Below are 21,585 nucleotides of genomic sequence, written 5' to 3' on the forward strand. Positions count from 1 at the left end.
GAATCTCGATGCTCGTACACGACCATCAATCATAGAGAGAAAGTTTAGCCGACCGGTCGGTCGAGTCTTGGGGTTTTGCGCCACAAGATTTGGGTCAAGGCGACATATTCTTTCGCGCAGCCCCCGGGGAGACACCAAATCGTTCCCGAAAGACCTTGTAAAAATGCGACAGATCGTTGAACCCGGAATCATACGCCACGACGGCGATCGTGTCGCGTCCGGCGTCAGAGTTCACTTCCTTCAGTCGGGCTTTTGCGGTCTCAAGCCGCACAGACAAGATACGCTTACTCGCCGTTTCACCAATCGTTCCGAAATGGCGCTGAAGGGTCCGGGACGATACTTGCAGAGCTTCTGCCAACGCTTGCGGCCCGAATGCAGGATCGGTCGCTTTGCGCTCTATCAGTTGCAAGGCACGTGACAGAACTGCGTTAGCCTCTCGTCCGTTTTGATCTTCCTGATGGCTGACACATCGGAAATAGGCCCCCAGCAAACTCAAGAACGCCTCGCCCAGCTGCAGTGTAACTGCGTTATCTTCCGCAAATATCTTGGCCAGAACGGCGCGCATTGCCACAAACAAGGGATCATTGTGGTCCACCCCAATCCCACCGGTGCAAATTGCCCCGAATCTGTGCAGCATCTCATCACGCGGCAGGTGGATCGAGATTTGGCGAGAGTTCATCCCGTCATAGACAAACTCGGAGCGTTTTGCGCTATCAACAAGATACATGTCGCCGGGGGTCAACAAAACCGACGTATCGTTCTGGTGAATGCGACAGTTTCCCTTGTCCTGTATGAGTAGAAACAAGTGCTCTCCGGGATCCTTCCGTATCATACGCTCGTCTCGAAAAACTCTTTGAGCGTCTAGAGATACAATTGCCGTTTCAAATCGTGACACTGGTAATGTGGAAACGTCTCCATCAATGCGCCCGCGTGAGGCAGACCCAGATTCGACGGCAAATTGCCCGCAGACCCTTTCAAGATCTTGAGAAAACCCTTCCACGGATCGCGAACGCAAATTCGCCTGCACAAGCGGTGCAAATGATGCGTTGTTTGGTTGTGGATTCATGAGCGTTGGGTTTGCTGTGATTGGATTGGCGTAAACAGTACCGGTGTTGTAGGTTTTCAGCAAAACGTTTCTTGTTGCAAGACGGGTGGCTTTGGCGAGATGATGGCTGCTCTGGCCGCCTATCAAGGCGAGGAAATAACTCTGATGATTGATGCGACTTACCTGAAGGCTCATCGAACTGCGTCCAGTTTTGACGTCAAACAGGGGGGCGCGGGCGGCTGAACCAAGGGCGGCATGAACACAAAGTTGCATGCGATCTGCGACAGCTGAGGTCGTCCACCGAACCTCTTTGTAATCGCCGGATAGGTCAGCAATTACATCGGTGCATGCGTCTTGCTCAGTAGCTTGCCAGATGTCGATTGGTTGCTCGGGATCGCGGCTATGATGCTGTTTGGTTCAGGAAAGCTTTGTACGACAATGGCACGCCCCTGCATACTAGGTCGAAAGCACCGCAAGAAACCCGCGAGGTATGACATGTGGCGTTACAAACGCTGCTACCGCAAAGAGATCATGTTCGGTCGATTGAAGGATTGGCGGCGCGGCGCAACACGGTACGACAGGTGCCCGACAGTTTTCCTCTCAGCAATCGCCATCGCAGCTCTCGTCATGTTCTGGCTATGAGTCCTGAGCCTAGGTGACCTATTCAAAGGGGTGGCGATAAACTAGATCCGTCGGATCTTGACGAGGTGCTGCTGCGTCCAACTTAGCGCCGAGCCTTTCGGCAAGCGAACGGGATCGAAGATTAGATGGATCCACATAACTGACCAGTGTCTCAAGTTTCCTTTCACGATACGCCCAGCGTTTCAACGCCTGTGCAGCTTCGTGGGCAAATCCTTTACCCTCTGCGTGTGAATAGATAAGCCAGCCCAGTTCATACTCTGGAAACAGAGGACCGGAATTAACTCCTACTTGCCCTAAACACCGCCCTGACCGACGTTCTTCAATCATCAGCGCGCCAATTCCCATCAGTGCCCATTGCGCAACGTCGTGACAAAACAATCCCCAGGCAGCAGCAAGAGAGAAAGGACCACCCATGAAAACCGAGCGTTCTGACACCATCAACTCAGAGTATTCTGGCCAGTCCTCCATCGTGGGCACACGCAATATGACGCGCTCTGTTTCCAAAGTTGGTATCGAATACATAGACTATTGGCTTTCAGTTGAATCCTGATGGTCGTTGCCAATACCTTCACAAGTAACGAAAATCAGCAACGACAACTTTCCCACTCCCCTGCCTTTCACAAAATTGCGCTCAATGTCCGGTTTGTGCGTTCACGACGCGCCGCACTTGCATAGGCCCGAAGCGCGACTAACGGCAGCTCCGGGCTCAGAATGGACGTTTTTCAGCAGTGCACTTGTACTGGCGATAGGAGCCCTTACCAGACCTTCACCGCACTTTGAGGCTTCGCCCGTGCAGAAAGTTCTGAACCGTGCAAACCGGACATTCCCGATCGCTTTGCCGATGGAAGGACTGCGGACAAAGCAGACCGCCACATCCGCACAATTTGGTGGTTTTGGGTTCTCGTTATAAATTCGAAGAAATGGGGGAGGGAACAATGAAAACACTTTGCTATTTCTGCGCTTTAGCATTTGCCAGTGCGGCGTTTGCGCAAGACAACATTGTCGAAGGACGGCCGATGACCGCGGCCGAGATGGGGATCATGCAAGGGAATCCTCCAATACGTACCATCGATATTTCTGCTTGGGACAAGGGCCCTGACAATCGTTGGGCGTTTCAGCATATCAGCGAGTTCCTGCACGTTGCAAATATCAGCCGTGGTTCAGGACCGGCTGCGCCTCTCAATCTCGCGCCTCAAGACCTCTCAAGGCTTCAGTTTGACGACTTGGGCGGTCAACCGATGACAGTCACGGACATGCTGGTCCGGACGTATACCGATGGCTTCATCATTCTGCACAACGGCGATATCGTCTTTGAAAAGTACTTCAATGGAATGACTCCAGACACGAGGCACCTTCTGATGTCCGTGTCGAAGTCCGTTACAGGTACTCTGGCCGGGATACTCGTGAATGACGGACGACTGAACCCGACAGCGAAGGTCACGGACTATATCCCGGAGATGGATGGCGCGCCGGGTTTTGGTGATGCTACGGTTCGGCAAGTTCTTGATATGACAACCTCTATAGTCTTCAGCGAGGACTACGCCGACCCTCAAGCAGAGGTTGTCGCACACGAGGCCTCAACAGCTTGGCGCGGCGAAAATGCACCCATGGCCGAGGAAGGGGTCTATGCCTTTGCGACGACCATTGAAAAAGACGCGTCGCGACCGCACGGTCAGCAGTTCCAATATGCATCGATCAACACTGACGTTCTTGGTTGGTTAATCGAAAGAGCTTCGGGACAGCGGTTTGCGGACTACATGAGCACCGCGATCTGGTCGAAACTCGGAGCCGACCACGATGGCCAAATCACGGTCGACTACAAGGGCGCCGCCGCCGCAAACGGCGGATTCGTTCTGACTTTGCGCGACCTTGCCAGGTTCTCGCAAATGGTCCTGAACGATGGTTTCTTCAATGATCGACAGATCATACCGTCTGGGTGGATCGATGATATCCGCTTTAACGGGGACAACGCGGCTTGGCAGCCGACAATCTACTCTAAGGCTTGGCCCGACGGCTTCTACCGAAATCAGTGGTATGTGACCAAGGACGACCACGGTTCGTTCTTCGCCGTCGGGGTCAACGGTCAGCACATTTGGATTAACCCCACAACCCGGACAGTAATCGTTAAATTCTCATCGCTTCCAGTTAGTGCAGACAAGGAGAATATCGCGTTGGGGTGGGCTGCAATGGACGCGATCTCACGCTCATTCGAGGAGTAGTCGGGAAACCTAGCCATTCCCCTTTTGAAGGCACAGAAAAAGGCACTTCGAACGTCTGCTCCGAGCTCAGCGCAGACATAAGTCGACTTTTTTGTTGACTTAGAATGTCTGCAACGAGCCCAAAGCCGCCTTTGATCACGCTTCAGTCTTTCGCGAGTGCGGCAAGTCGCAAACCGCTCATTCCGGACGTTCAGAACCAGGTTACAAATAGCAGGCAAACGAACAAAACAAACTTCGCTCACAAGGGGGGCATTTCAACCTAGCTAGCTTCATTAGGCGCTTCTGTGGAAGATTGTCTCAACGAAAAAGTAACCTCCTGGCGACGCCACTCACGTCATCTCCAGGAGGTTAACCAGACAGGTCTGGCAAATGCGCGAGCAACAGAGGTAATACAGACTTGCCACGCATTCGAATACTTGAACTTAAAATGCAACAATTCAAGTATTTTTACGCGCGACAACAATTTTGTTCTCGCGTGCCTGATATTTATGCGGGGACTCAAACCTGAAATCCTGCGCCAAAAGATAAGGCGACTTGGGGTTTCCGAATGGTGAATGCGCCAGCTCCTTTTCAGGGGTGCTTAACCTATATTGGTCCGCTTACGCTGCTAGCAGGTATTTCCAGTACTACCACTCACGTTGGTCCTCGTTGTCGGTCCATATCTTTGATCATCGACAGCGCGGTTACTAGATACGCCTATTCGATGGTGTGCCAGGAACGGAACTTTGGTGAACTGCTATTCTTGACAGAGCTAGTTTCAACGAGTCCGCACCAGATATTAGGTCCAAACCCGCCATTCCGACGGCTGGAGCCTCAAGTAGGTTGAAGGCCTCGGCCGGCGTTCACCATTCTTCGCATTAGTCGACGTTTTCTGCCACTGCGAACCGACGAAACGCATATTGCATCGCGGCCAACGCAAAAAGCCCGAACAAGGTCAATGTGATCCAGCTGGCCAACCCCAATAGAACCCAAGAGGGTCTTATCGTTGTGAATGTGAATAGCCCGACGGCAGCCGAAGCCGCCACAGCCGCAAAAATGGCAATCGACTTCGCAATGAACTCGACAAGTGAACGACCAAGAAATTCGAAGTCTGCTCGTCCCATCGGGAGGAGTTTTGTCGGAAACAAAAGATGTATGGTGTTCTCAACGGTATAGAGAAGCACGGTCAACGGGAATACAAAAGCCGCAAGGACCAGTGCATCGGGTATGCCGAGTCCATCTTGAAAGACAACGATGCTGACGATCATGGTCAAAGCAACGACACAGGCCAGAACCACCTGAGTCACGAGCTGACCTGCGCAGATGCGCCATGGTGTGATGGGCAAGGTCTTGTAGACTTCCATCCGGCTCAGGTCGCCGCGAAAGTCGCAAACCAGTGTTCGAGGCAGGATGAACACAAAAAAGATGTAGAAAAACAACACGGCCCGCGAGTCCGTGACCGATATACCGGCCGCGGAAAGGACTGGCCCGACGCAGGCTGCCATACCAACAAATACGGCAACGACCCTGAATGAACTGCGGGCAACGTTGAGCGCCTGACGCCAGATAATCGGCCCCAAACCACTTATAGTCGGCGCACGACGGATCGAAGGTATTTCGGTCCGTTCAGTGGCCCAGAACGAACCTCCTTGCTTTATGCGCTCCCATCGGTCGCTCTGTCGGGCGTTTTCCCTTAAGGCACGATCGGTCGTGCGCGCGTCGAGCTTGATTGCAAGGTGCAATAGTGCAGCGTTGATGAGGACCGCGATTGAGGCCCAAAAGAACAGATGCGGAAATGGCGATGGCGCTACGAAGAGTTCGGCAAACACGATGTAGGGTGACAGGACAATGGTGCCGATCCACGAGTGGCGAAACTCGAACAGCAGGTCGAATAGGCTGCGCTCGGGCGTTGTCCAAGCGTAGACTGCGGTGGCGGTCGCAGCGGCGGAAAGCAGCGCAATTGCGGGCCATCGAAGCCGCGCAAACCTGCTGCCTTCCAGTGCTTGCCCAGCCATGCCGATGACGGCGCTGTTCAACTGAACGAAGACGAGCGTCAGGAGCGAGGCGATAAACGCAGTCAGTGCGGACCCCGTTTGCGCCTGCGCAAAGATGGTGATGAGCGCACAGCTTAATGTGGCACCGGCAACGTAGGCGCCGAATTTGTAGATGATCAGGTCGCGCCGACGGAATGGCCCGGTGAAAAGAAAATTGATCTCTGCGGGCGAAAAATGAAACGTAGGACCGACAGACAACGCGACCGTCAACAGGGACATCGCAAGCATTCCGATCGGCATGTAAGTGCTGATCTGCGTGTTTAAAGCTTGCCGATCCAAGGCGGCGTCTGCCAGGAACCCCGTTTCCATAGTTGAGCCGTTTGCAACCAGCAGCAGCCAAACGATCCCGCAAAAAGCAACAGAAAAGAGCAGGCCGCGCAAAGTTGTCAATTGGATCAGACGCAGGCGGATGCCGCCACGCAGGCGCATCAAAAGAAGACGAAAAAGCGCGGAATCCATATCTTTAAACTTCAGCCATTTCTTTGTCTTGGGTGATGCTGAAATACGCCTCTTCTAGGGCCGAGTTACTGTCGGTCTCGCCGACCTCGCTCAACACGTCGCTCATCGTGCCAAACCTACGGCACTCACCAAGGTTCAGCACCATAATATGCGTGCACAAGTTCTCGAACAGGCTCAAAAGATGCGAGCTGATGATGATGGCGGCACCGGAACGCGCACGTTCTCGGATCGCCTGCTGGATGCCCCGGATCCCCTGCGGATCGAGCCCCGTTAAGGGCTCATCGAACAGGATCACTTTGGGATCGTGCAAAAAGGCACAGGCGATCGCCACCTTCTGGCGCATACCGCGAGACAAGTTATGGACGAGCGTATCGCGCTTATGGGTAAGCTCGAAGGACACAAGAAGCGCTTCGGCGGTTTCCTCAAAATCTACAAGTTGGTAAGCCGCTGCAGTAAAGGCCAGATGTTCCCAGACCGTCATGGTGTCAAAAAGCCGCGGATCATCAGGAATATAGCCGATGTTCCGTTTTGCTTCGATTGGTTCCCGTACAATGTCATGGCCCGCAACCAAGAGGCGCCCCGAGGTCGGAGGGACAATCCCGCACAAGGCACGCAGGGTCGTCGTCTTGCCTGCACCATTCGAACCAACCAGCCCGAGGATTTGGCCGGGTTCAACCGAAAAGCTAAGGTTCTTCACGGCCGTGAAGCCTTTGTATTGTTTGCTGAAGTTCGTGACTTTGATCATGTGCTCGTTGCTCGAGGTTCTCTGGTTTGCAGCCAACTTGGCGGGCTGACATGGGCTCCAACACCACTCAAGTCATCGAAATTTTGGACTAATTCATGTCAATTCTAAGTCCAAAACTGTTTTTCAAGTCATTTACTATGCCCATAGCTGAATGAAACAGTGGAAATACGTAGTTAGCGCACTGTGATGTGCTAAAGGTCGCATCGATTTGCTACCAAAAGAAGTGGTGAATTCTGACTACTGACCTTCCAATGCTGACAGTCGGTTGTCACACCTGAATTCCCACGAAGTCCTGCGTTTTGTGAGTTCGCAAGTACCCCGATGTTACTGATGCAGCGAAGGTCCGGTTTAGCGGGCCACACCGCAACATAGATACTATGCGGTGAAGGTCCTCATTGGGCCGTACTTGCATCGCAAAGCGAACGTGCTGCACCGCATCCGAGGTCAGCCTCAAGCCCTCTCTACCAATTGATTGACCAGTAATTTCACAGACGATAGTCAGTATTCCATGGAAAACACTACGATCATCGCAATGACTTGGTGGCTGGCCTCCTGACAGGGTGGCCGGATGACCAAACGTATCCCGAGGCCGCCGCATGGGCGGCCTTTTGTTTTCCGAGCCTCCCGATGTGCCGCCTCCCTTTTCATGAGAAGACGCAAATGAACAAACCAAACATTCTGACAGGTGACCGCACCACGGGGCCGCTTCACATCGGACACTATGCAGGCTCGCTTGCAAACCGGCTGCGCTATCAGGACAGTCATGAACAATTTCTGCTGCTGGCGGATAGGTGGAGTGAGTTTCGACTTGAGCCCCCACACACGGAAAAAACTATGACCTTGGCACCGCTATCAGCCGTCGTTCATCACCCTATCGGACAGGGCTTACCCATCCTTGTTTTCGTAACTCGCGTAGCACGGCTTCTGCGTTCTCGACGTCTTTGTGGATACTTTTGAGTATCGCGTCTATTGGCGCGTTCGGCCATGCACGCTCAAGTTCAGCCAGCTTGGCTTTGGCCGCTTGGTTTTGCCCCATGGCAGACAGCGCTGCCGTCACATAAGCCAGAGAAGGAGCGCTAAGCGGATCGCCAAGTTGCTTTGCCTCTTCAAAGCGCTCTACCGTTGTTTGATATTCACCCAGATGAAAGTGCGTCGCGCCCGAAATGTTTCGATTGGCAAACCTCTGGTTGCTGGGATCCAGCAACGAGAGCCTGTCTGCGGTCTCGATTGCCTCCTCGAATGCGCCCGAAAACAAAGCCACAGCGCCAAGAAAGTCGAGAACCGCTCCATCATTCGGATCAAGTTTTGAGGCCCGTCTACCGAGTTGCAAAGCTGCGTCGTAGTCGCGATTGGCGAAAAAGGCCCAGCTTTTAGCGGACTGGCTCCAGGCTTGGTCCGGAGCAAGGCTAACTGCTTGGTTCGCCAGCTTCATGGCGGCATCAGCATATTCGGTCTTGGCATCGGACGGCGGAGTTATCACCGCAAGGGACGCGAGTGCCTGCGCTGCACCCGCATATCCGCCGAAATACTCTGGGTCGATTTCGATCACGCCTTCGAACACGGTGAGAACCAATAACTGGCGTTGTTGGTCGAAGATCGGAAATATCATTGTCCGCGCCTGTTGCGCCAAATTGAACGCTTGTAGTGCGGCCGGGGATTTTTCGTAAATTGCAGCGCGCTGCAAGTACGCGTTCGAGTCAGCTGCAGGCAAACCGCTCACTTCAGCAGAAGCAGTTTCCTGTCCATCTTGGGCAAGACCGACTGCGACCAATGCACCAACTAAAGCCCCTATGGCGAACGCGCCTATGGGTAGTCCAAAACGTTTAACTTCAGTCGAGATTGATACTGTAGCGATGCCTGAAACGGCTTCGAAACGCGGCCTATATCCACCGCTATCGATACACAGTCGTACCGGATCATCTTTTCCAATACCTTCGTAATGCAGTTCCAAGAACTGGCGAAGCCGCCGAGCATCGACGCGAACGATGTTCTCCGGATCAGTTCCCTCCGAGGTATCGCGGTCGTAAACATCTTGAGCGATAGTCTTGCTGCGGATTTCTTCGCCCCGCCCTGCGAGTTCTTCCTCGACGATGTACGTCAGGAACGCCTGAAGTCTATCGGATCCATCTAGATGAGCGTCAGCAAGCAATCTGCCTAGGGCAGCGCGTTTCTCACCGTCCGAGACGATTTCGGAATGCCGTACCATATTCGTATTTTTGCAATTATCAGCCCGTGAGTCACCCCGTTATTCACCGTGAGTCACTTACGTGTATGTTCCCTAAGCCTCAGGCTTGTAACCAAAACAGCGAGCCGGAGCGCGAAAATCCGCAACTCCAGCTTGCCAACCACCATGCGGCTGGAGGATGACACATGGCTCAACATCTGAATTACAGGAGTCTTAGCAAGCACTTCGCAATTGGTGTGATGTTTGGCGCTTGGGCTGTCTCCCCTCAAGCGATTACCGACGCGGTATTTGATGTAGTTGCCCCCTCGGCAGCATACGCGCAGGAAACAGAAGAAGTTTCTCCGACGATGGTGCGTGATCGCCCGCGCGATGTGTACTATCCCAATACCGAAGATCTCGCCGACGATGAGATGCGAGTAATTGCCTGCGGAACTGGAATGCCTACAACGCGGGCTGCTCAGGCTGCTGCGTGTTTCCTTGTGGAACTGGGCAACGGAGACAAGTTCTTGTTCGACATTGGTTCGGGATCGGCCGAGCGAATTTCTTCCCTGCAAATCCCGTACAATTATTTGGACAAGGTTTTTATCGGGCACCTGCATACCGACCATTTCGGCGCGTTGCATGACCTGTTCATCGGTGGAGCGTTGATGGGCAGAAATGTTCCGTTGCGGGTTTGGGGGCCAAGCGGTCCTGTGGAAGAGTTAGGGACAGCCTATGCGCTTGAAAATATGCGTCGGATGTTGACCTGGGATCTGGCCGCGCGTGCCGGTAATACAGATTTTCGCGGATACAGCTTGGAAATCAACGAATTCGACTACAAAGGTGAAAACCAAGTGGTCTACGAGAACAATGGTGTAACGATCCGGTCCTTTCCAGCAATCCACGCAATTGATGGCTCGGTTAGTTATGCTTTGGAGTGGAATGGGCTGAAATTTGTGTTCAGCTCGGACACCTATCCGAACAAATGGTTCAAAGAATACGCAAAGAATGCAGATCTCGCGATCCACGAGTGTTTCATCGCCGTACCTGAACTGGTCACCAAAATGAAGTTTACACCTGAATCGGCACTATTGGTCGGAACCCAAGTCCACACAGCACCTGAAGCCTTTGGAAAGGTGATGAGTGACATCCAACCAAGATTGGCCGTCGCGTATCATTTCTTTAACGATTTCGACACGGTCAACTCGGTCTACCAGCGTATTCGATCAACCTATGACGGCCCGCTCAGTCTGGCAGACGACTTTATGGTATGGAACGTCACCAAGGACGACATAATCATCCGTATGGCCGCAACCGAAGAAAGAACTTGGGCACCTCCATTGGCTGCTCCGGCGCAAGCACCAGACATGCAGGATCGAGTCAATTTCTCTGAAAAAGCTGGTGTGCCGCAAGATGTTCTCACGTTCTCAGAGTTCACTCTCGGGGGTGTTGACGACGTGGATGACGTCTTGCGACCGATCTACGAGGAAGCGTCAGAGGTGTTGGGCCAAGAGTTCCCGTATCCCGGCGATCAATAAAGTCAAATTTGACCGGCGCGACTGCAACACGCGCCGGCTTTACCTAAATCTGATCGGGTTTCCTTATGCGACACACATCTTTGATTTATCGCCATTTGGTTTGTGTGGGTTGGTTGACTATAGCGACATCCCATGCGGCGAGCGCTCAATCTCTTGCGCGTTCAGAAGATGATGAAGGCGGGTGGCGACATTCCATTACGCCCTATCTGTTCCTGCCGCTCAGCACGACGGGTACATCGACAATTGATGGTACAAGCGTCGATCTGGATCTGAGCCTGAGCGAGGTACTCGATGTTCTCCAAGGTGCCGCCTCAGTGCGCTACGAAGGTTGGAACGGAGACTTTGGGATCATCTCTGAACTCTACTATGTAAGGCTTGGTGAAGACGGAACTCTACCGGGCGGAAGAGCAGGCGTTGATGTTGATGTCCGGCAGACCTTTGTAAACGTTCAGGGGGCTTACCGGTTCGCAAACGGGGTCCTTGCTTCGGGCCGACGCTATGCAGCAGACGCCGCAATTGGCGTTCAGTGGAACCGACTTAAACAAGAGATCAACATTGCAGGCCCCGGACCCGGCGTAACGCTGGGCGGAACGGAAGATTGGTTCGAGCCAATGATCGCACTCCGCTATGCGATGGAAATCAACGAGAAATGGAGTTTCGCCAGTCGCGCTGAACTGAGTGGTTTCGGCGTGAATGGCGATGACCTGCAATATCTGCTTCTGGCTGGTTTTGACTGGAAAGGCTGGGAGAACACGTCCCTGCGGTTTGGCTATCAGTTCTATGGAATTGACTATTCCACTGACCGCACGGGCGGGGAGTTTGCCTATGATGTTGACCAGAATGGTATCTATGCTGCCGTCGCGTTCCATTTCTAAGATTGGAGAATGCGGCACAATATGCGTTTGGTTGGGCTCGGTGCTCGCCAGTCTTACGTTTAGCGCGAACCAATCGATTGCTGACCTCGTGTCCCCCTACGGCGGGGAAACCGCCCCAAACTTTGTCGAGCTTTCGGTGCAGCCTGGTCATGTGCGGGTTCTCCTTGAGGTCGATTTGAACGACTATCCCATATTCGTCATTCCAGATGATGGTTCGGGTACGTCACTGGCCGAGCGTACGGGTCGAAACCTTCAGATCTGGGCAGACGAAGAGAAACTGACCAGCACAACGAATACGATTGATGTGCGCCCCAGAATTTCCCGGCAAACTGCAGCCAGCGCTCAGTTTCGACCGCGACCACGCAGCGAAAATGTCGTCTTCGTGGATATGGAGTTTCCGTTCAATGGCAAGCCTGATCGGGTCACATTCATTCCCCCCCTAAGTCCAGACGGGATTCCCCTGGCTTCACTCGGCGTTGTGGTAGAGCACATGGGCGTTCCAGTGACAGACTATCGTTACCTTTCTCAGGCTGAGACAATACTGCCAGATTGGAATGATCCTTGGTTTAGCAAATTTGAGAACCCAAACCTCACCCGCCACCACAAGTCTCCGATGATGTCGTTCCTGGCCATGGAGCCGCGTGTGGTCCGGCACGAGATCATATTGCGTTTGAAAGACTTCGAAACTTGGGCGGATTTGGACTTTGAAGGCGCAGAGCGATTAACTCCAGATGATGTCGCCAGGATCAAGTCTGGCGTATCGGACTTTCTTGCGACTAGAAACCCGCTCGCCGTAGACGGCAAGCCGATGAAACCGGAAACGGTGCAGGTTTCACGTATCAAAGTTGGTGCCGAAGGTTTGCGTGTTCTTCCGGATGAAGCAGAGGCTAACCGAAAGACGATGCTATTGGGTGTTGTCCTTTCCTATCCGGTTGAGACCTTGCCGAGCCGAGTTGACCTGGCTTGGGAGCTTTTCCCAGATGGTCTGGAAGTTATTCCGATCACCCTCTCCGATCCGGCAGGGGCGGTTCCCTCGCAGATTTATGCATCCGATCCTGTTGTAAGTTGGAACAATCATCTGACAACTTGGGTCAATCCGAAAACGAGCCCGGTCGTCGTCAAAGTCGCAGGTGTAGCTCAGGTGCCTTCGCTTGCGTTCGGCTTAGGTTTTCTGTGTTTGGTATGCGCCTATTATTCGTCGCAACGTGCAAACGGTCAGCGTCTGATCTTGCTTGGCCTGACCGGGGCATTCGGAGCCGCTGCGATTGTCACTTACTCACTGAACAACTTGTCGACAGCGCCTGAGCCGGATGAGATCGCGACGCATCAAATCGTAGAAGGCCTTTTGACCAACATCGGAACCACGATGCTTGAGACGCGAGATGACAATACCGTGGCGGCGATGGAGCCATATGTCGAAGCAATCAATCGCGAAAAGGTTCAAGCAGAGATGCGTCGTGGCTTGTCGGTTACCCTGCCCTCTGGCGCCTTGGCACGAGTCGAAGCGATTTCAGACCTGAACGTCGAAAGCTTCTCGCCCGGCGAAGACAGACATCAGCATCAGGCCCTCGCCAATTGGACTGCCCGTGTAAGCGGAGGTCATTGGGGGCACCTACACAGGCAAACGGTTTCTTATCGCGGCTTGCTAGACGTTTCGCAGCATGGCGACCATTGGATGCTTGATGAGCTGACGATTATCAGCGCCAAAACAGGAGGGTAATTCTGTGGTAGTGGTTAGATTGTTTTTTGCCACGTTCCTGTTTGCCATGATCTTTTTGTGCGCAGGCAGAGCAGAGGCGCATTTCAATCTCAACCAGAATGTCCGCATTCATCATGTGGCCCATTCGGAAAATGGCTTAGATGTCTATTTGCGCCTTCCGATGCCGTATCTGGTTGCGGAACTCGTCGGTCCCAAAGGCCCGGACGGTTTGCTCGAACCAGCTCCTTACACATACAATCTGATCGAAGATGGGGTGCTGATGCACTACTTGGATCAGGTCGCATTGCAAAAAGATCCAACCGGCTTGGCTCGTATTGCTGAAAACGGCTTTGTGCTATCTATCGACGGTCACCAACAAACACCAGAAATCGTCTCGATAAGACTGCACCCGTCGGGGCAAGAACCTGGGTTTGCCACGCTTGATGAGGCGCATTCGGCACTTGCGCCAAGAGATGTGTTTCCAACAACCGAGAAGATTTATGTTGGCGAGGTGATGGTTGATGTACATCTGCGCTATGTGACGGGAGAGGTTGGAGCATACAGTTTATCCTACACTTCTGATCCGGGACTTCCTGAACAAGAAGAAACGGCGAACCTGATCCTCGACTATAACGGGCAGGATGTTCGGACATTTCGTGCGCGGGGCCTGATGCATACCCCGGTCGAAGTTTCCGGATCGGCAACCGCAGCCGCTTCGACCTTCTTTGTCGAAGGTATTCGGCATATTTTGGAAGGTCCCGATCACGTTCTGTTTGTGCTTTGCATGATCATCGGTGCATTGAACTTGCACAGCCTTCTCGCCCGCGTCACAGGCTTTACCTTGGGCCACACGGTAACACTGATTTTAGGTTTTTTTGGCTTCGCACCGAGCGGAGCGTGGTTCATCCCAACTGTCGAACTGGCAATAGCACTTTCAATTATCTACGCTGCTGCGATGGCGGTTTGGCCACCGGAGAAAGGACATGGCGACCTGAAGGCTTTTGCAATCACGTCCGGGATTGGGTTGCTGCACGGGTTTGGTTTCTCCTTCATGTTGCATCAAATTCTACGAGTTGATGCACCAAACGTTTGGCACAGCTTGCTGGCCTTCAATGTCGGAGTAGAGGCTGGACAAGTCATAATCGTTCTATTGGTCTGGCCCCTGGTGTTGTTGCTGCGTAAACAACCAGGCCGTATCTGGGTCAGCTCTCGCGCTGCCGTTGCCGCATGCGCAAGTCTAGTCGCAATGGTTTGGGTAGTGGAAAGGGCAGAGTTCTTTCTCTGATCTTTGCGTTTATTGACATGAATCACGTTAGCCGCTGGTCGTCTGATACGTGGTTTTTGCCGCTGTACGGCAAGTTTCTTTACGCATCGCTCAATCTGCGAAGTTTACTTGCGAATATCCGCTTCGGGCTGTGACAGGTCGCCGAACAACAATGCAGCGAAATGCGGCATGGAGCCCAAAACAGGCAAATGATAAATCAGGCTCCTTTGACGGCAGACACCCAGCCTCTGTGAACATCTAGTATCAAACTGAAACAGAAAATACTGCCTCGCACTTGCGAATTAGCCTCAGCTTCTGCCCACTAAAGCGTGCGAAGCCATTCAGGACAAAGCACTAGGAATAGCTTTTTTGCACCTAACTGTCAGGAATCATATTAGTTAGCACTACCAGTCCGCGAAAAATTTACAAATATGGGCGAAATTGGTGAATAAATTTACAAAATTTTATTTCAAATCCAGCAATTTGTTGTGAAATTTTCCTTCGGCTTTCCATTATTGATTTGCACATAAGTGCGCTTTCGTCTGCTGGAAGAGGAGCCAAATGACGAAAGAAAGGGAAATGGGAGGAATTAATGACCAATAAATCTGTCACACGCCGCGGCGTGTTGAAGTCTGGTGCCGTCGCAGGTACCGGTCTAGCCCTGCCTACGATCTTCACGGCTTCGTCGGCTGCTGCTTACACCAACGAACCAACCGGAGGGTCCGTAACCCTGGGCTTCAATGTTCCCCAGACTGGGCCGTATGCAGAAGAGGGTAACGACGAGTTGCTGGCGCAACAACTGGCCGTCGAACATCTCAATGGTGAGGGAGATGGCGGCTGCTTGAACACCTTCACTTCGAAGGCACTGAAGGGCAACGGTATCCTTGGCAAGAAGGTCGAGTTCGTCACAGGCGACACGCAGACCAAGTCAGACGCTGCGCGTGCATCGGCAAAATCGATGATCGAAAAAGACGGCGCTATCATGATCAATGGCGGTTCGTCATCGGGTGTGGCCGTTGCTGTGCAAGGCCTCTGTCAAGAAGCAGGCGTGATCTTCATGGCGGGCCTAACCCACGCCAACGACACGACTGGCAAAGACAAGAAGGCCAATGGTTTCCGCCATTTCTTCAACGCCTACATGTCGGGTGCTGCCCTTGCACCGGTGCTGGCCGCCGAGATGGGCAATGAGCGCCGCGCCTATCACCTGACGGCTGACTACAACTGGGGTTGGACTCAGGAAGAGTCCATTGTTGCCTCGACAGAAGCTTTGGGATGGGAAACGGTCAACACTGTCAAAACACCGCTCGCGTCCACGGACTTCTCGTCCTACATCACTCCGGTTTTGAATTCGGGCGCTGATGTTCTGGTTCTGAACCACTACGGCGGCAACATGGTGAACTCGCTCACCAACGCTATTCAGTTCGGCCTGCTTGACAAGGTGGCCAACGGCAAAGACTTCAAGATCGTCGTTCCGCTGTATTCGGAACTGATGGCCGCTGGTGCAGGCGAGAACATCAAAGGCGTGCTGGGTTCGATGAACTGGAACTGGCAGCTGCAAGATGAGGGCACCAAAGCCTTTGTGAAATCGTTTGGTGAGAAGTACGGCAAACCGCCGTCCAACTCTGCACAGACCTGCTATGCACAAGTTCTGCTTTATGCGGATGCCTGTGAGCGTGCGGGTACATTCAACCCGTGCGGCGTTGTCGAAGCTCTGGAAGACTTCGAGTTTGACGGTTTGGGCAACGGTCCGACCTGGTACCGCGGTGCGGACCACCAGTGCTTCAAAGACGTGTTGGTCGTTCGTGGCAACGAGAACCCGACCAACGCCTATGACACTCTGGAAATCGTCGAGATCACGCCGCGCGCACAGGTCGAATACGACCCCGAGCATCCGATGTTCGCCGGTGGCTCACTGGGTGAGTGTAACCCGGGCGCGTAAGTCCTCGTGTCTAAGTCTGGCTGCCAAAAAGGTGGCCAGACACCTTCAACAGGGCTGATCCTGTTAACCGCTTAATTCACACTGACCAACCCTGAGGTGGGGCCAATGGACGCCATCCTATTGCAAATTTTGAACGGTCTGGACAAAGGGTCGGCCTATGCGTTGATTGCGCTGGGGCTGACGCTTATTTTTGGAACGCTGGGCGTTGTGAACTTTGCCCACGGGGCACTGTTCATGATCGGTGCGTTCTGTGCCGTTACTCTGCAAAAGCTCATGAACCTGAGCTTTGTGACCATCGACGAGAGCCAGACCGACTTCCTGGGAAACCCGCTGAAGGTTGAAACACCCTACGTCGAGGCCTGGTTCGGCCCAGAGACCGGTGCGACGATCATCGATTGGTCTGTTCCACTGGCTGTCCTGTTTGCGATCCCGATCATGTTGGCAGTGGGCTACGTGATGGAACGCGGGTTGATTAAGCATTTCTACAAGCGCCCTCACGCTGACCAGATCCTTGTGACGTTTGGTCTTGCGATCGTGCTGCAGGAAATCGTAAAGTATTTCTTCGGCGCCAATCCAATCCAAACTCCACCGCCTGACGCGCTGAGCGGTTCTATCGACCTTGGCACAATGGTTGGATTTGATCCCAACGCCATAATCTATCCAATTTGGCGTCTGGTGTACTTCGGATTCGCCGTCGCAATTATCGGTGCTGTTTTCTCATTCCTGCAATTCACCACGTTCGGGATGGTCGTGCGCGCCGGAATGGCGGACCGCGAGACCGTAGGCTTGCTGGGAATAAATATCGACCGGCGCTTTACGATCATGTTCGGTATCGCTGCCGCAGTGGCCGGTTTGGCCGGTGTAATGTACGGGCCGCTGAACCCGCCAAATTATCACATGGGGATGGACTTTCTGGTCCTTAGCTTTGTTGTGGTTGTTGTCGGCGGCATGGGCTCGCTGCCCGGAGCCGTGCTGGCTGGCTTTCTACTGGGCATCCTGGAGAGTTTTGCCTCAACAACCTGGGCCACCACGACAATCCCTGGGATCAACCAAATCATCATCTACCTTGTTGCCATCATTGTGCTTCTGACACGCCCGCGCGGGTTGATGGGACGCAAAGGCGTGATGGAGGAATAATCGATGTTTGGACTGAACAAAAAAGACACCAGCCTTCTGATCATCGTCGGCCTTCTCACCCTGCTGGCCCCGTTCATCCTGAACCCGTTCCCAGAAGGCAGCGCCATGGCGCAATTTAACGCGGGTTATCCGGACTTGATGCAGCGTTTCGTGATCTTTGGCATCTTTGCCATCGGGTTCAACATCCTATTCGGCCTTACAGGATACCTGTCATTCGGTCATGCAGCCTTTTTGGGTGTCGGATCGTATTCAGCGGTATGGATGTTCAAGTTGCTGAGCTACAATATCATTCCAGCGATCGCACTCAGCGTTGTGGTTGCCGGGGTGTTCTCACTGCTGATTGGTTATGTAAGTCTGCGCCGGTCGGGCATCTACTTTTCGATCCTGACTCTGGCCTTTGCGCAGATGAGTTTTGCATTGGCCTACTCTGTTTTGTCGAACCCCAAGTTCAACCTAACTAACGGGGAAACCGGCCTACAGGTTTACGCAGACGATCCGCAAATCTTGCAAGGCGCCAACTCACCAGACCTGCCGCATCTATTCGGGCTGCCGATGCGCGCAACCTATACAATGGACGTGGGAGCGTGGAGCTTTGATTTTAACGCGGGATACTATCTATGTGCGATAATCATGATGATGGTATTCTATCTGTCCATCCGCATCTTCCGCTCACCTTTTGGCATGATGCTGCGGGCGGTCAAATCAAACCAGCAACGGATGAGCTATACCGGCCTAAACTCAAAGCCGTACACATTGGCGGCGTTTGTAATCTCTGGCATGTATGCCGGTCTAGCTGGTGGTCTGATGGCGGCAATGGATCCACTGGCAGGCGCAGAGCGTATGCAGTGGACCGCTTCGGGTGAAGTCGTTCTGATGACGATCCTGGGTGGTACAGGCACTTTGATCGGTCCAGTATTGGGTGCAGGTTTCATCAAATATTTCGAAAACATTTTCTCGAAGATCAACGACAACGTGTTGCACAGTTGGTTTGCTTTCCTGCCTGACGGCTTGGAAGACGCGGTAGTGTTCGTGATCCATCCGTTTATTGGAAAAGGTTGGCATCTGACGCTCGGCATCCTTTTCATGCTGGTCGTTATCTACTTGCCAGGTGGTCTTGTCGAAGGTGGCCAGCGTTTGCTTAACCGGATCAAGCGCAAGAAATCAAAAGCCGACGATGCAACGTCAGGCAAAACGGAACCGGCGGAATAAGGGGCGCGCCATGGCAATTCTAAGAGTCAAAGACGTCAGCAAGCGTTTCGGCGGTCTCAAGGCACTAACGGACGTAAATCTCAGTGTTGAGGAAAACTCGGTTCACGCGATCATCGGGCCTAATGGTGCCGGCAAGTCGACTTTACTAAATTGTCTGGTGGGCAAGCTTATGCCAGACACCGGTTCCGTATTGTTCGACAACGCCTCGGTGTTGGGGCGCGAACCCTATCAGATCAACCAGATGGGTATTAGTCGCGTGTTCCAGACGCCGGAGATTTTTGGTGAGCTGACAGTGATGGAGAACATGTTGATCCCGATTTTTGCAATGCGGGACGGTGCATTCCGAATGCATGCATATGAGACCATCGCAAACGAGCGCGACATCGTCGAACAAGCCGAAGCCATGCTGGAAGAGATGAATATGGCGGACAAACGCGAAATGCATGCTGCCTCGCTGTCGCGCGGTGACAAGCGGCGGCTTGAGATTGGCATGTGCCTCAGCCAAAATCCGCGGCTACTTCTACTGGATGAACCCACGGCTGGGATGGCGAGGGCGGATACCAACAACACGATCGATCTGCTAAAACAAATTAAGGATGAGCGCGACATCACCATCGCAATCATCGAGCATGACATGCATGTGGTCTTCAGCCTAGCCGAACGCATCACTGTTCTGGCTCAGGGTACACCCCTGGTTGAAGATACTCCTGAAAACATCCGCGGTAACCCCAAGGTTCGCGAGGCCTATCTAGGCGAGGCTGCGTAAGGAAAAGCTATGAACGAAAAACCTGACTTTTCGAAAAACGCCAATTTGGCCAGCACGGCCCCTGCGTTTCTCTCCGTTTGGGATATGCACTCCTACTATGGAGAAAGCTACATCGTGCAAGGCGTCAGCTTCAACGTGCACGAAGGTGAAATTCTTGCTCTTCTCGGGCGCAACGGTGCGGGTAAAACCTCAACACTTCGTTCGATCGCGAGAGTTGGAGAGCCTGAAGTAAGACATGGTGAAATCTGGCTTGACCATAAGCCGTTACACAACATGACTAGCTACGAAGCCGCCGCGGCAGGCTTAGGTCTTGTACCGGAAGACAGGCGCATTATTCCCGGCCTGACCGTGGAAGAAAACTTGCAGCTTGCTCAGATTGCCCCACCAATTGGATGGTCACTGGAACGGCTTTACGAACTGTTCCCACGTTTGGGTGAGCGTAGAAAACAAGAGGGAATTACACTGTCAGGAGGCGAACAGCAGATGCTGTCAATCGCCAGAGCCTTGGCGAGGGACATCAAGGTCTTACTCTTGGATGAACCATATGAGGGACTGGCTCCTGTCATTGTCGATGAAATCGAAAAGACCCTTATTCACGTTAAGCAACAGGGTATGACCACGATCATTGTTGAGCAAAACGCCGTACGCGCTTTGGAGTTGGCGGACCGTGCAATCATACTAGATACCGGGACCATTGTATTTGATGGTACGGCGAAAGAGGTGCTTGAGGACACCAATCTCCGTGAGGAATATCTAGCAATCTAGTTCGCATATTTCGTGCCAATCAGACCAAAAGGGCAGATTTAAAACGCGTCCAAAGCACTTGTTTGCTTCGGAGGTAAGTTTACTGACTTGCGCGAACCTTCGCCAATTCTCGTGCCGCAGCAGCATCTTGAAGCGGCGGCAATCCAAATAGTCGTCGATATTCGCGGCTAAACTGGGACGTGCTTTCATAGCCTACACGGTAAGCCACCGACGCAGCATTGCCTTCACGGGCAACCAGATAACGCTTGGCTTCATGCAGCCGGAACTGCTTTTGATATTGGAGTGGGCTGATACCTGCGACTTTCTTAAAGCGACGGTGGAAGGTCGTAAGACTCATGCCCGCCAATTCAGCCAATTCACGGACCTCTAATCGTTCGGCATGATGTTGACGTATGAATTCCATCGTATGACGAATGCGAGATAGATCGGAATCTTCTGTGCCAATCTGACGTAAGAATGGACCCATTGGTCCAACGAGAAACCTGTACAGAAGTTCTTGCTCATACAGAGGTCCAAGCGCTTGTATTTCATCTGGACGGTCGAACATACCCAACAGTCTGCCCCATGTTTCAATCAGCAATTCAGAAGCTGACTGCAACCCAAAGCTTTGATCGCCTGAGTGTTCAGATACCGGGGCTTTTCGCATCGCGTCAGCGAGTTTGGTTGTATTGATCGTTAAAGCAAGCGCCAGAAAAGGTTCGCTGACAGATGCGTGGGTGACTTGTCCGAGCGCCGACAATTCTGCTGCTATAATCAGGCAAGAGCCACCCGAGTAATCCAGCACCTTTTCCCCGATGATGGTGCGTTTTTTGCCCTGTAAAATTAGGCAAACGCTTGGCTCGTATATGAGTGGGATCAACTCTGTAGGCTGGTCCAGCTTATGTATTTCCAAGTCAGGAATCGCAGATGAGCCCGCATGTTTCAACGCAAGCTCTTTGAGATCGGATAGCTGTTTCATGCAAGGAATAAGGCGATTCCTATGTGGACAGTCAATATCGTGACAGAAATAGGCAATGATTGCACATGATCAGGCAGGGGCGACCCTTTCTCCATGCCCATATGCTCCACAACGATCAATCAAGAATG

Annotated in this window: 17 protein-coding genes and 1 pseudogene; 12 read left to right on the forward strand and 6 right to left on the reverse strand. The window is 52.9% G+C overall.

Translation table 11 applies throughout. The annotated features are described in order from the left end of the window. Positions 1–94 precede the first annotated feature (94 nt). Positions 95–1,240 (reverse strand): helix-turn-helix domain-containing protein, encoded by a 1,146-nt coding sequence (locus GOX61_RS16730; RefSeq protein WP_367646977.1) that lies wholly within the window; start codon positions 1,238–1,240, stop codon positions 95–97. Here GOX61_RS16730 and GOX61_RS16735 point away from each other — a divergent pair. Continuing rightward, a pseudogene (locus tag GOX61_RS16735) lies at positions 1,151–1,687 on the forward strand (IS5 family transposase); the annotation flags it as partial. The gene GOX61_RS16730 and the pseudogene GOX61_RS16735 overlap by 90 nt on opposite strands. Before the next feature lie 18 nt (positions 1,688–1,705). Here GOX61_RS16735 and GOX61_RS16740 read toward each other — a convergent pair. Then, positions 1,706–2,209, reverse strand: coding sequence for a GNAT family N-acetyltransferase (locus GOX61_RS16740; RefSeq protein WP_170335534.1), 504 nt, complete (start codon positions 2,207–2,209; stop codon positions 1,706–1,708). 413 nt (positions 2,210–2,622) lie between these two features. Here GOX61_RS16740 and GOX61_RS16745 point away from each other — a divergent pair, with 413 nt between their 5' ends. Further along, entirely contained in the window at positions 2,623–3,906 is a 1,284-nt protein-coding gene (locus GOX61_RS16745) for a serine hydrolase domain-containing protein (RefSeq protein ID WP_170335536.1), read from the forward strand. Positions 3,907–4,763: 857 nt separating this feature from the next. Here the strand turns inward: GOX61_RS16745 and GOX61_RS16750 are convergent. Both GOX61_RS16750 and GOX61_RS16755 read right to left on the reverse strand, forming a co-directional pair. Then, positions 4,764–6,398: a putative ABC exporter domain-containing protein gene (locus GOX61_RS16750; RefSeq protein ID WP_170335537.1), complete on the reverse strand. Its 1,635-nt coding sequence runs from the start codon at positions 6,396–6,398 to the stop codon at positions 4,764–4,766. Positions 6,399–6,402: 4 nt separating this feature from the next. Continuing rightward, positions 6,403–7,143, reverse strand: coding sequence for an ABC transporter ATP-binding protein (locus tag GOX61_RS16755; protein ID WP_170335539.1), 741 nt, complete (start codon positions 7,141–7,143; stop codon positions 6,403–6,405). A gap of 660 nt (positions 7,144–7,803) precedes the next feature. On the opposite strand from GOX61_RS16755, the gene GOX61_RS22660 reads away from it, so the two are divergent. Further along, positions 7,804–8,100, forward strand: coding sequence for a hypothetical protein (locus tag GOX61_RS22660; protein ID WP_254436903.1), 297 nt, complete (start codon positions 7,804–7,806; stop codon positions 8,098–8,100). Here GOX61_RS22660 and GOX61_RS16765 read toward each other — a convergent pair. Next, positions 8,015–9,349, reverse strand: coding sequence for a tetratricopeptide repeat protein (locus tag GOX61_RS16765; protein ID WP_170335541.1), 1,335 nt, complete (start codon positions 9,347–9,349; stop codon positions 8,015–8,017). The genes GOX61_RS22660 and GOX61_RS16765 overlap by 86 nt on opposite strands. A 164-nt stretch (positions 9,350–9,513) precedes the next feature. Here GOX61_RS16765 and gntH point away from each other — a divergent pair, with 164 nt between their 5' ends. From gntH to GOX61_RS16810, 9 genes are all read left to right on the forward strand, one after another. After that, complete coding sequence (gene gntH, locus GOX61_RS16770) at positions 9,514–10,845, forward strand: guanitoxin biosynthesis MBL fold metallo-hydrolase GntH (protein ID WP_170335543.1); 1,332 nt, start codon at positions 9,514–9,516, stop codon at positions 10,843–10,845. A 104-nt stretch (positions 10,846–10,949) separates the two neighbouring features. After that, entirely contained in the window at positions 10,950–11,720 is a 771-nt protein-coding gene (locus tag GOX61_RS16775) for an OprO/OprP family phosphate-selective porin (RefSeq protein ID WP_217353898.1), read from the forward strand. Positions 11,721–11,808: 88 nt separating this feature from the next. After that, on the forward strand, positions 11,809–13,440 hold the full coding sequence (locus GOX61_RS16780; protein WP_170335547.1) for a hypothetical protein: 1,632 nt from the start codon (positions 11,809–11,811) through the stop codon (positions 13,438–13,440). 4 nt (positions 13,441–13,444) lie between these two features. Continuing rightward, entirely contained in the window at positions 13,445–14,704 is a 1,260-nt protein-coding gene (locus tag GOX61_RS22635) for a HupE/UreJ family protein (protein ID WP_170335548.1), read from the forward strand. 571 nt (positions 14,705–15,275) lie between these two features. Further along, entirely contained in the window at positions 15,276–16,622 is a 1,347-nt protein-coding gene (locus GOX61_RS16790; RefSeq protein WP_155147997.1) for a substrate-binding protein, read from the forward strand. Between the two features lie 105 nt (positions 16,623–16,727). Further along, the gene (locus GOX61_RS16795; RefSeq protein ID WP_155147996.1) at positions 16,728–17,759 is read left to right on the forward strand and encodes a branched-chain amino acid ABC transporter permease; all 1,032 of its coding nucleotides are present in this window, start codon (positions 16,728–16,730) and stop codon (positions 17,757–17,759) included. A gap of 3 nt (positions 17,760–17,762) precedes the next feature. Beyond that, entirely contained in the window at positions 17,763–18,968 is a 1,206-nt protein-coding gene (locus GOX61_RS16800) for a branched-chain amino acid ABC transporter permease (protein ID WP_155147994.1), read from the forward strand. Positions 18,969–18,978: 10 nt separating this feature from the next. Further along, positions 18,979–19,734, forward strand: a complete 756-nt coding sequence (locus GOX61_RS16805) for an ABC transporter ATP-binding protein (RefSeq protein WP_170335550.1) — start codon at positions 18,979–18,981, stop codon at positions 19,732–19,734. A 9-nt stretch (positions 19,735–19,743) separates the two neighbouring features. Then, positions 19,744–20,499 carry an ABC transporter ATP-binding protein gene (locus GOX61_RS16810; protein ID WP_155147989.1) on the forward strand — a complete coding sequence of 252 codons (756 nt, stop codon included), beginning with the start codon at positions 19,744–19,746 and terminating at the stop codon, positions 20,497–20,499. Between the two features lie 79 nt (positions 20,500–20,578). Here the strand turns inward: GOX61_RS16810 and GOX61_RS16815 are convergent, their stop codons facing one another. After that, complete coding sequence (locus GOX61_RS16815; RefSeq protein ID WP_170335552.1) at positions 20,579–21,457, reverse strand: AraC family transcriptional regulator; 879 nt, start codon at positions 21,455–21,457, stop codon at positions 20,579–20,581. Positions 21,458–21,585: the final 128 nt, after the last annotated feature.

The organism is Ruegeria arenilitoris (genome assembly GCF_013030265.1).
GTDB classification, from domain to species: Bacteria; Pseudomonadota; Alphaproteobacteria; order Rhodobacterales; family Rhodobacteraceae; genus Ruegeria; species Ruegeria arenilitoris_E.

Coding starts and splice junctions, on each gene's coding strand:
- GOX61_RS16745 (WP_170335536.1), top strand. CDS start 2,623: ATGAAAACACTTTGCTATTTCTGCGCTTTAGCATTTGCCAGTGCGGCG.
- GOX61_RS16805 (WP_170335550.1), top strand. CDS start 18,979: ATGGCAATTCTAAGAGTCAAAGACGTCAGCAAGCGTTTCGGCGGTCTC.
- GOX61_RS16810 (WP_155147989.1), top strand. CDS start 19,744: ATGAACGAAAAACCTGACTTTTCGAAAAACGCCAATTTGGCCAGCACG.
- gntH (WP_170335543.1), top strand. CDS start 9,514: ATGGCTCAACATCTGAATTACAGGAGTCTTAGCAAGCACTTCGCAATT.
- GOX61_RS16800 (WP_155147994.1), top strand. CDS start 17,763: ATGTTTGGACTGAACAAAAAAGACACCAGCCTTCTGATCATCGTCGGC.
- GOX61_RS16765 (WP_170335541.1), bottom strand. CDS start 9,349: ATGGTACGGCATTCCGAAATCGTCTCGGACGGTGAGAAACGCGCTGCC.
- GOX61_RS16815 (WP_170335552.1), bottom strand. CDS start 21,457: ATGAAACAGCTATCCGATCTCAAAGAGCTTGCGTTGAAACATGCGGGC.
- GOX61_RS16750 (WP_170335537.1), bottom strand. CDS start 6,398: ATGGATTCCGCGCTTTTTCGTCTTCTTTTGATGCGCCTGCGTGGCGGC.
- GOX61_RS16730 (WP_367646977.1), bottom strand. CDS start 1,240: ATGAGCCTTCAGGTAAGTCGCATCAATCATCAGAGTTATTTCCTCGCC.
- GOX61_RS16795 (WP_155147996.1), top strand. CDS start 16,728: ATGGACGCCATCCTATTGCAAATTTTGAACGGTCTGGACAAAGGGTCG.
- GOX61_RS16790 (WP_155147997.1), top strand. CDS start 15,276: ATGACCAATAAATCTGTCACACGCCGCGGCGTGTTGAAGTCTGGTGCC.
- GOX61_RS22660 (WP_254436903.1), top strand. CDS start 7,804: ATGAACAAACCAAACATTCTGACAGGTGACCGCACCACGGGGCCGCTT.
- GOX61_RS16740 (WP_170335534.1), bottom strand. CDS start 2,209: ATGTATTCGATACCAACTTTGGAAACAGAGCGCGTCATATTGCGTGTG.
- GOX61_RS16755 (WP_170335539.1), bottom strand. CDS start 7,143: ATGATCAAAGTCACGAACTTCAGCAAACAATACAAAGGCTTCACGGCC.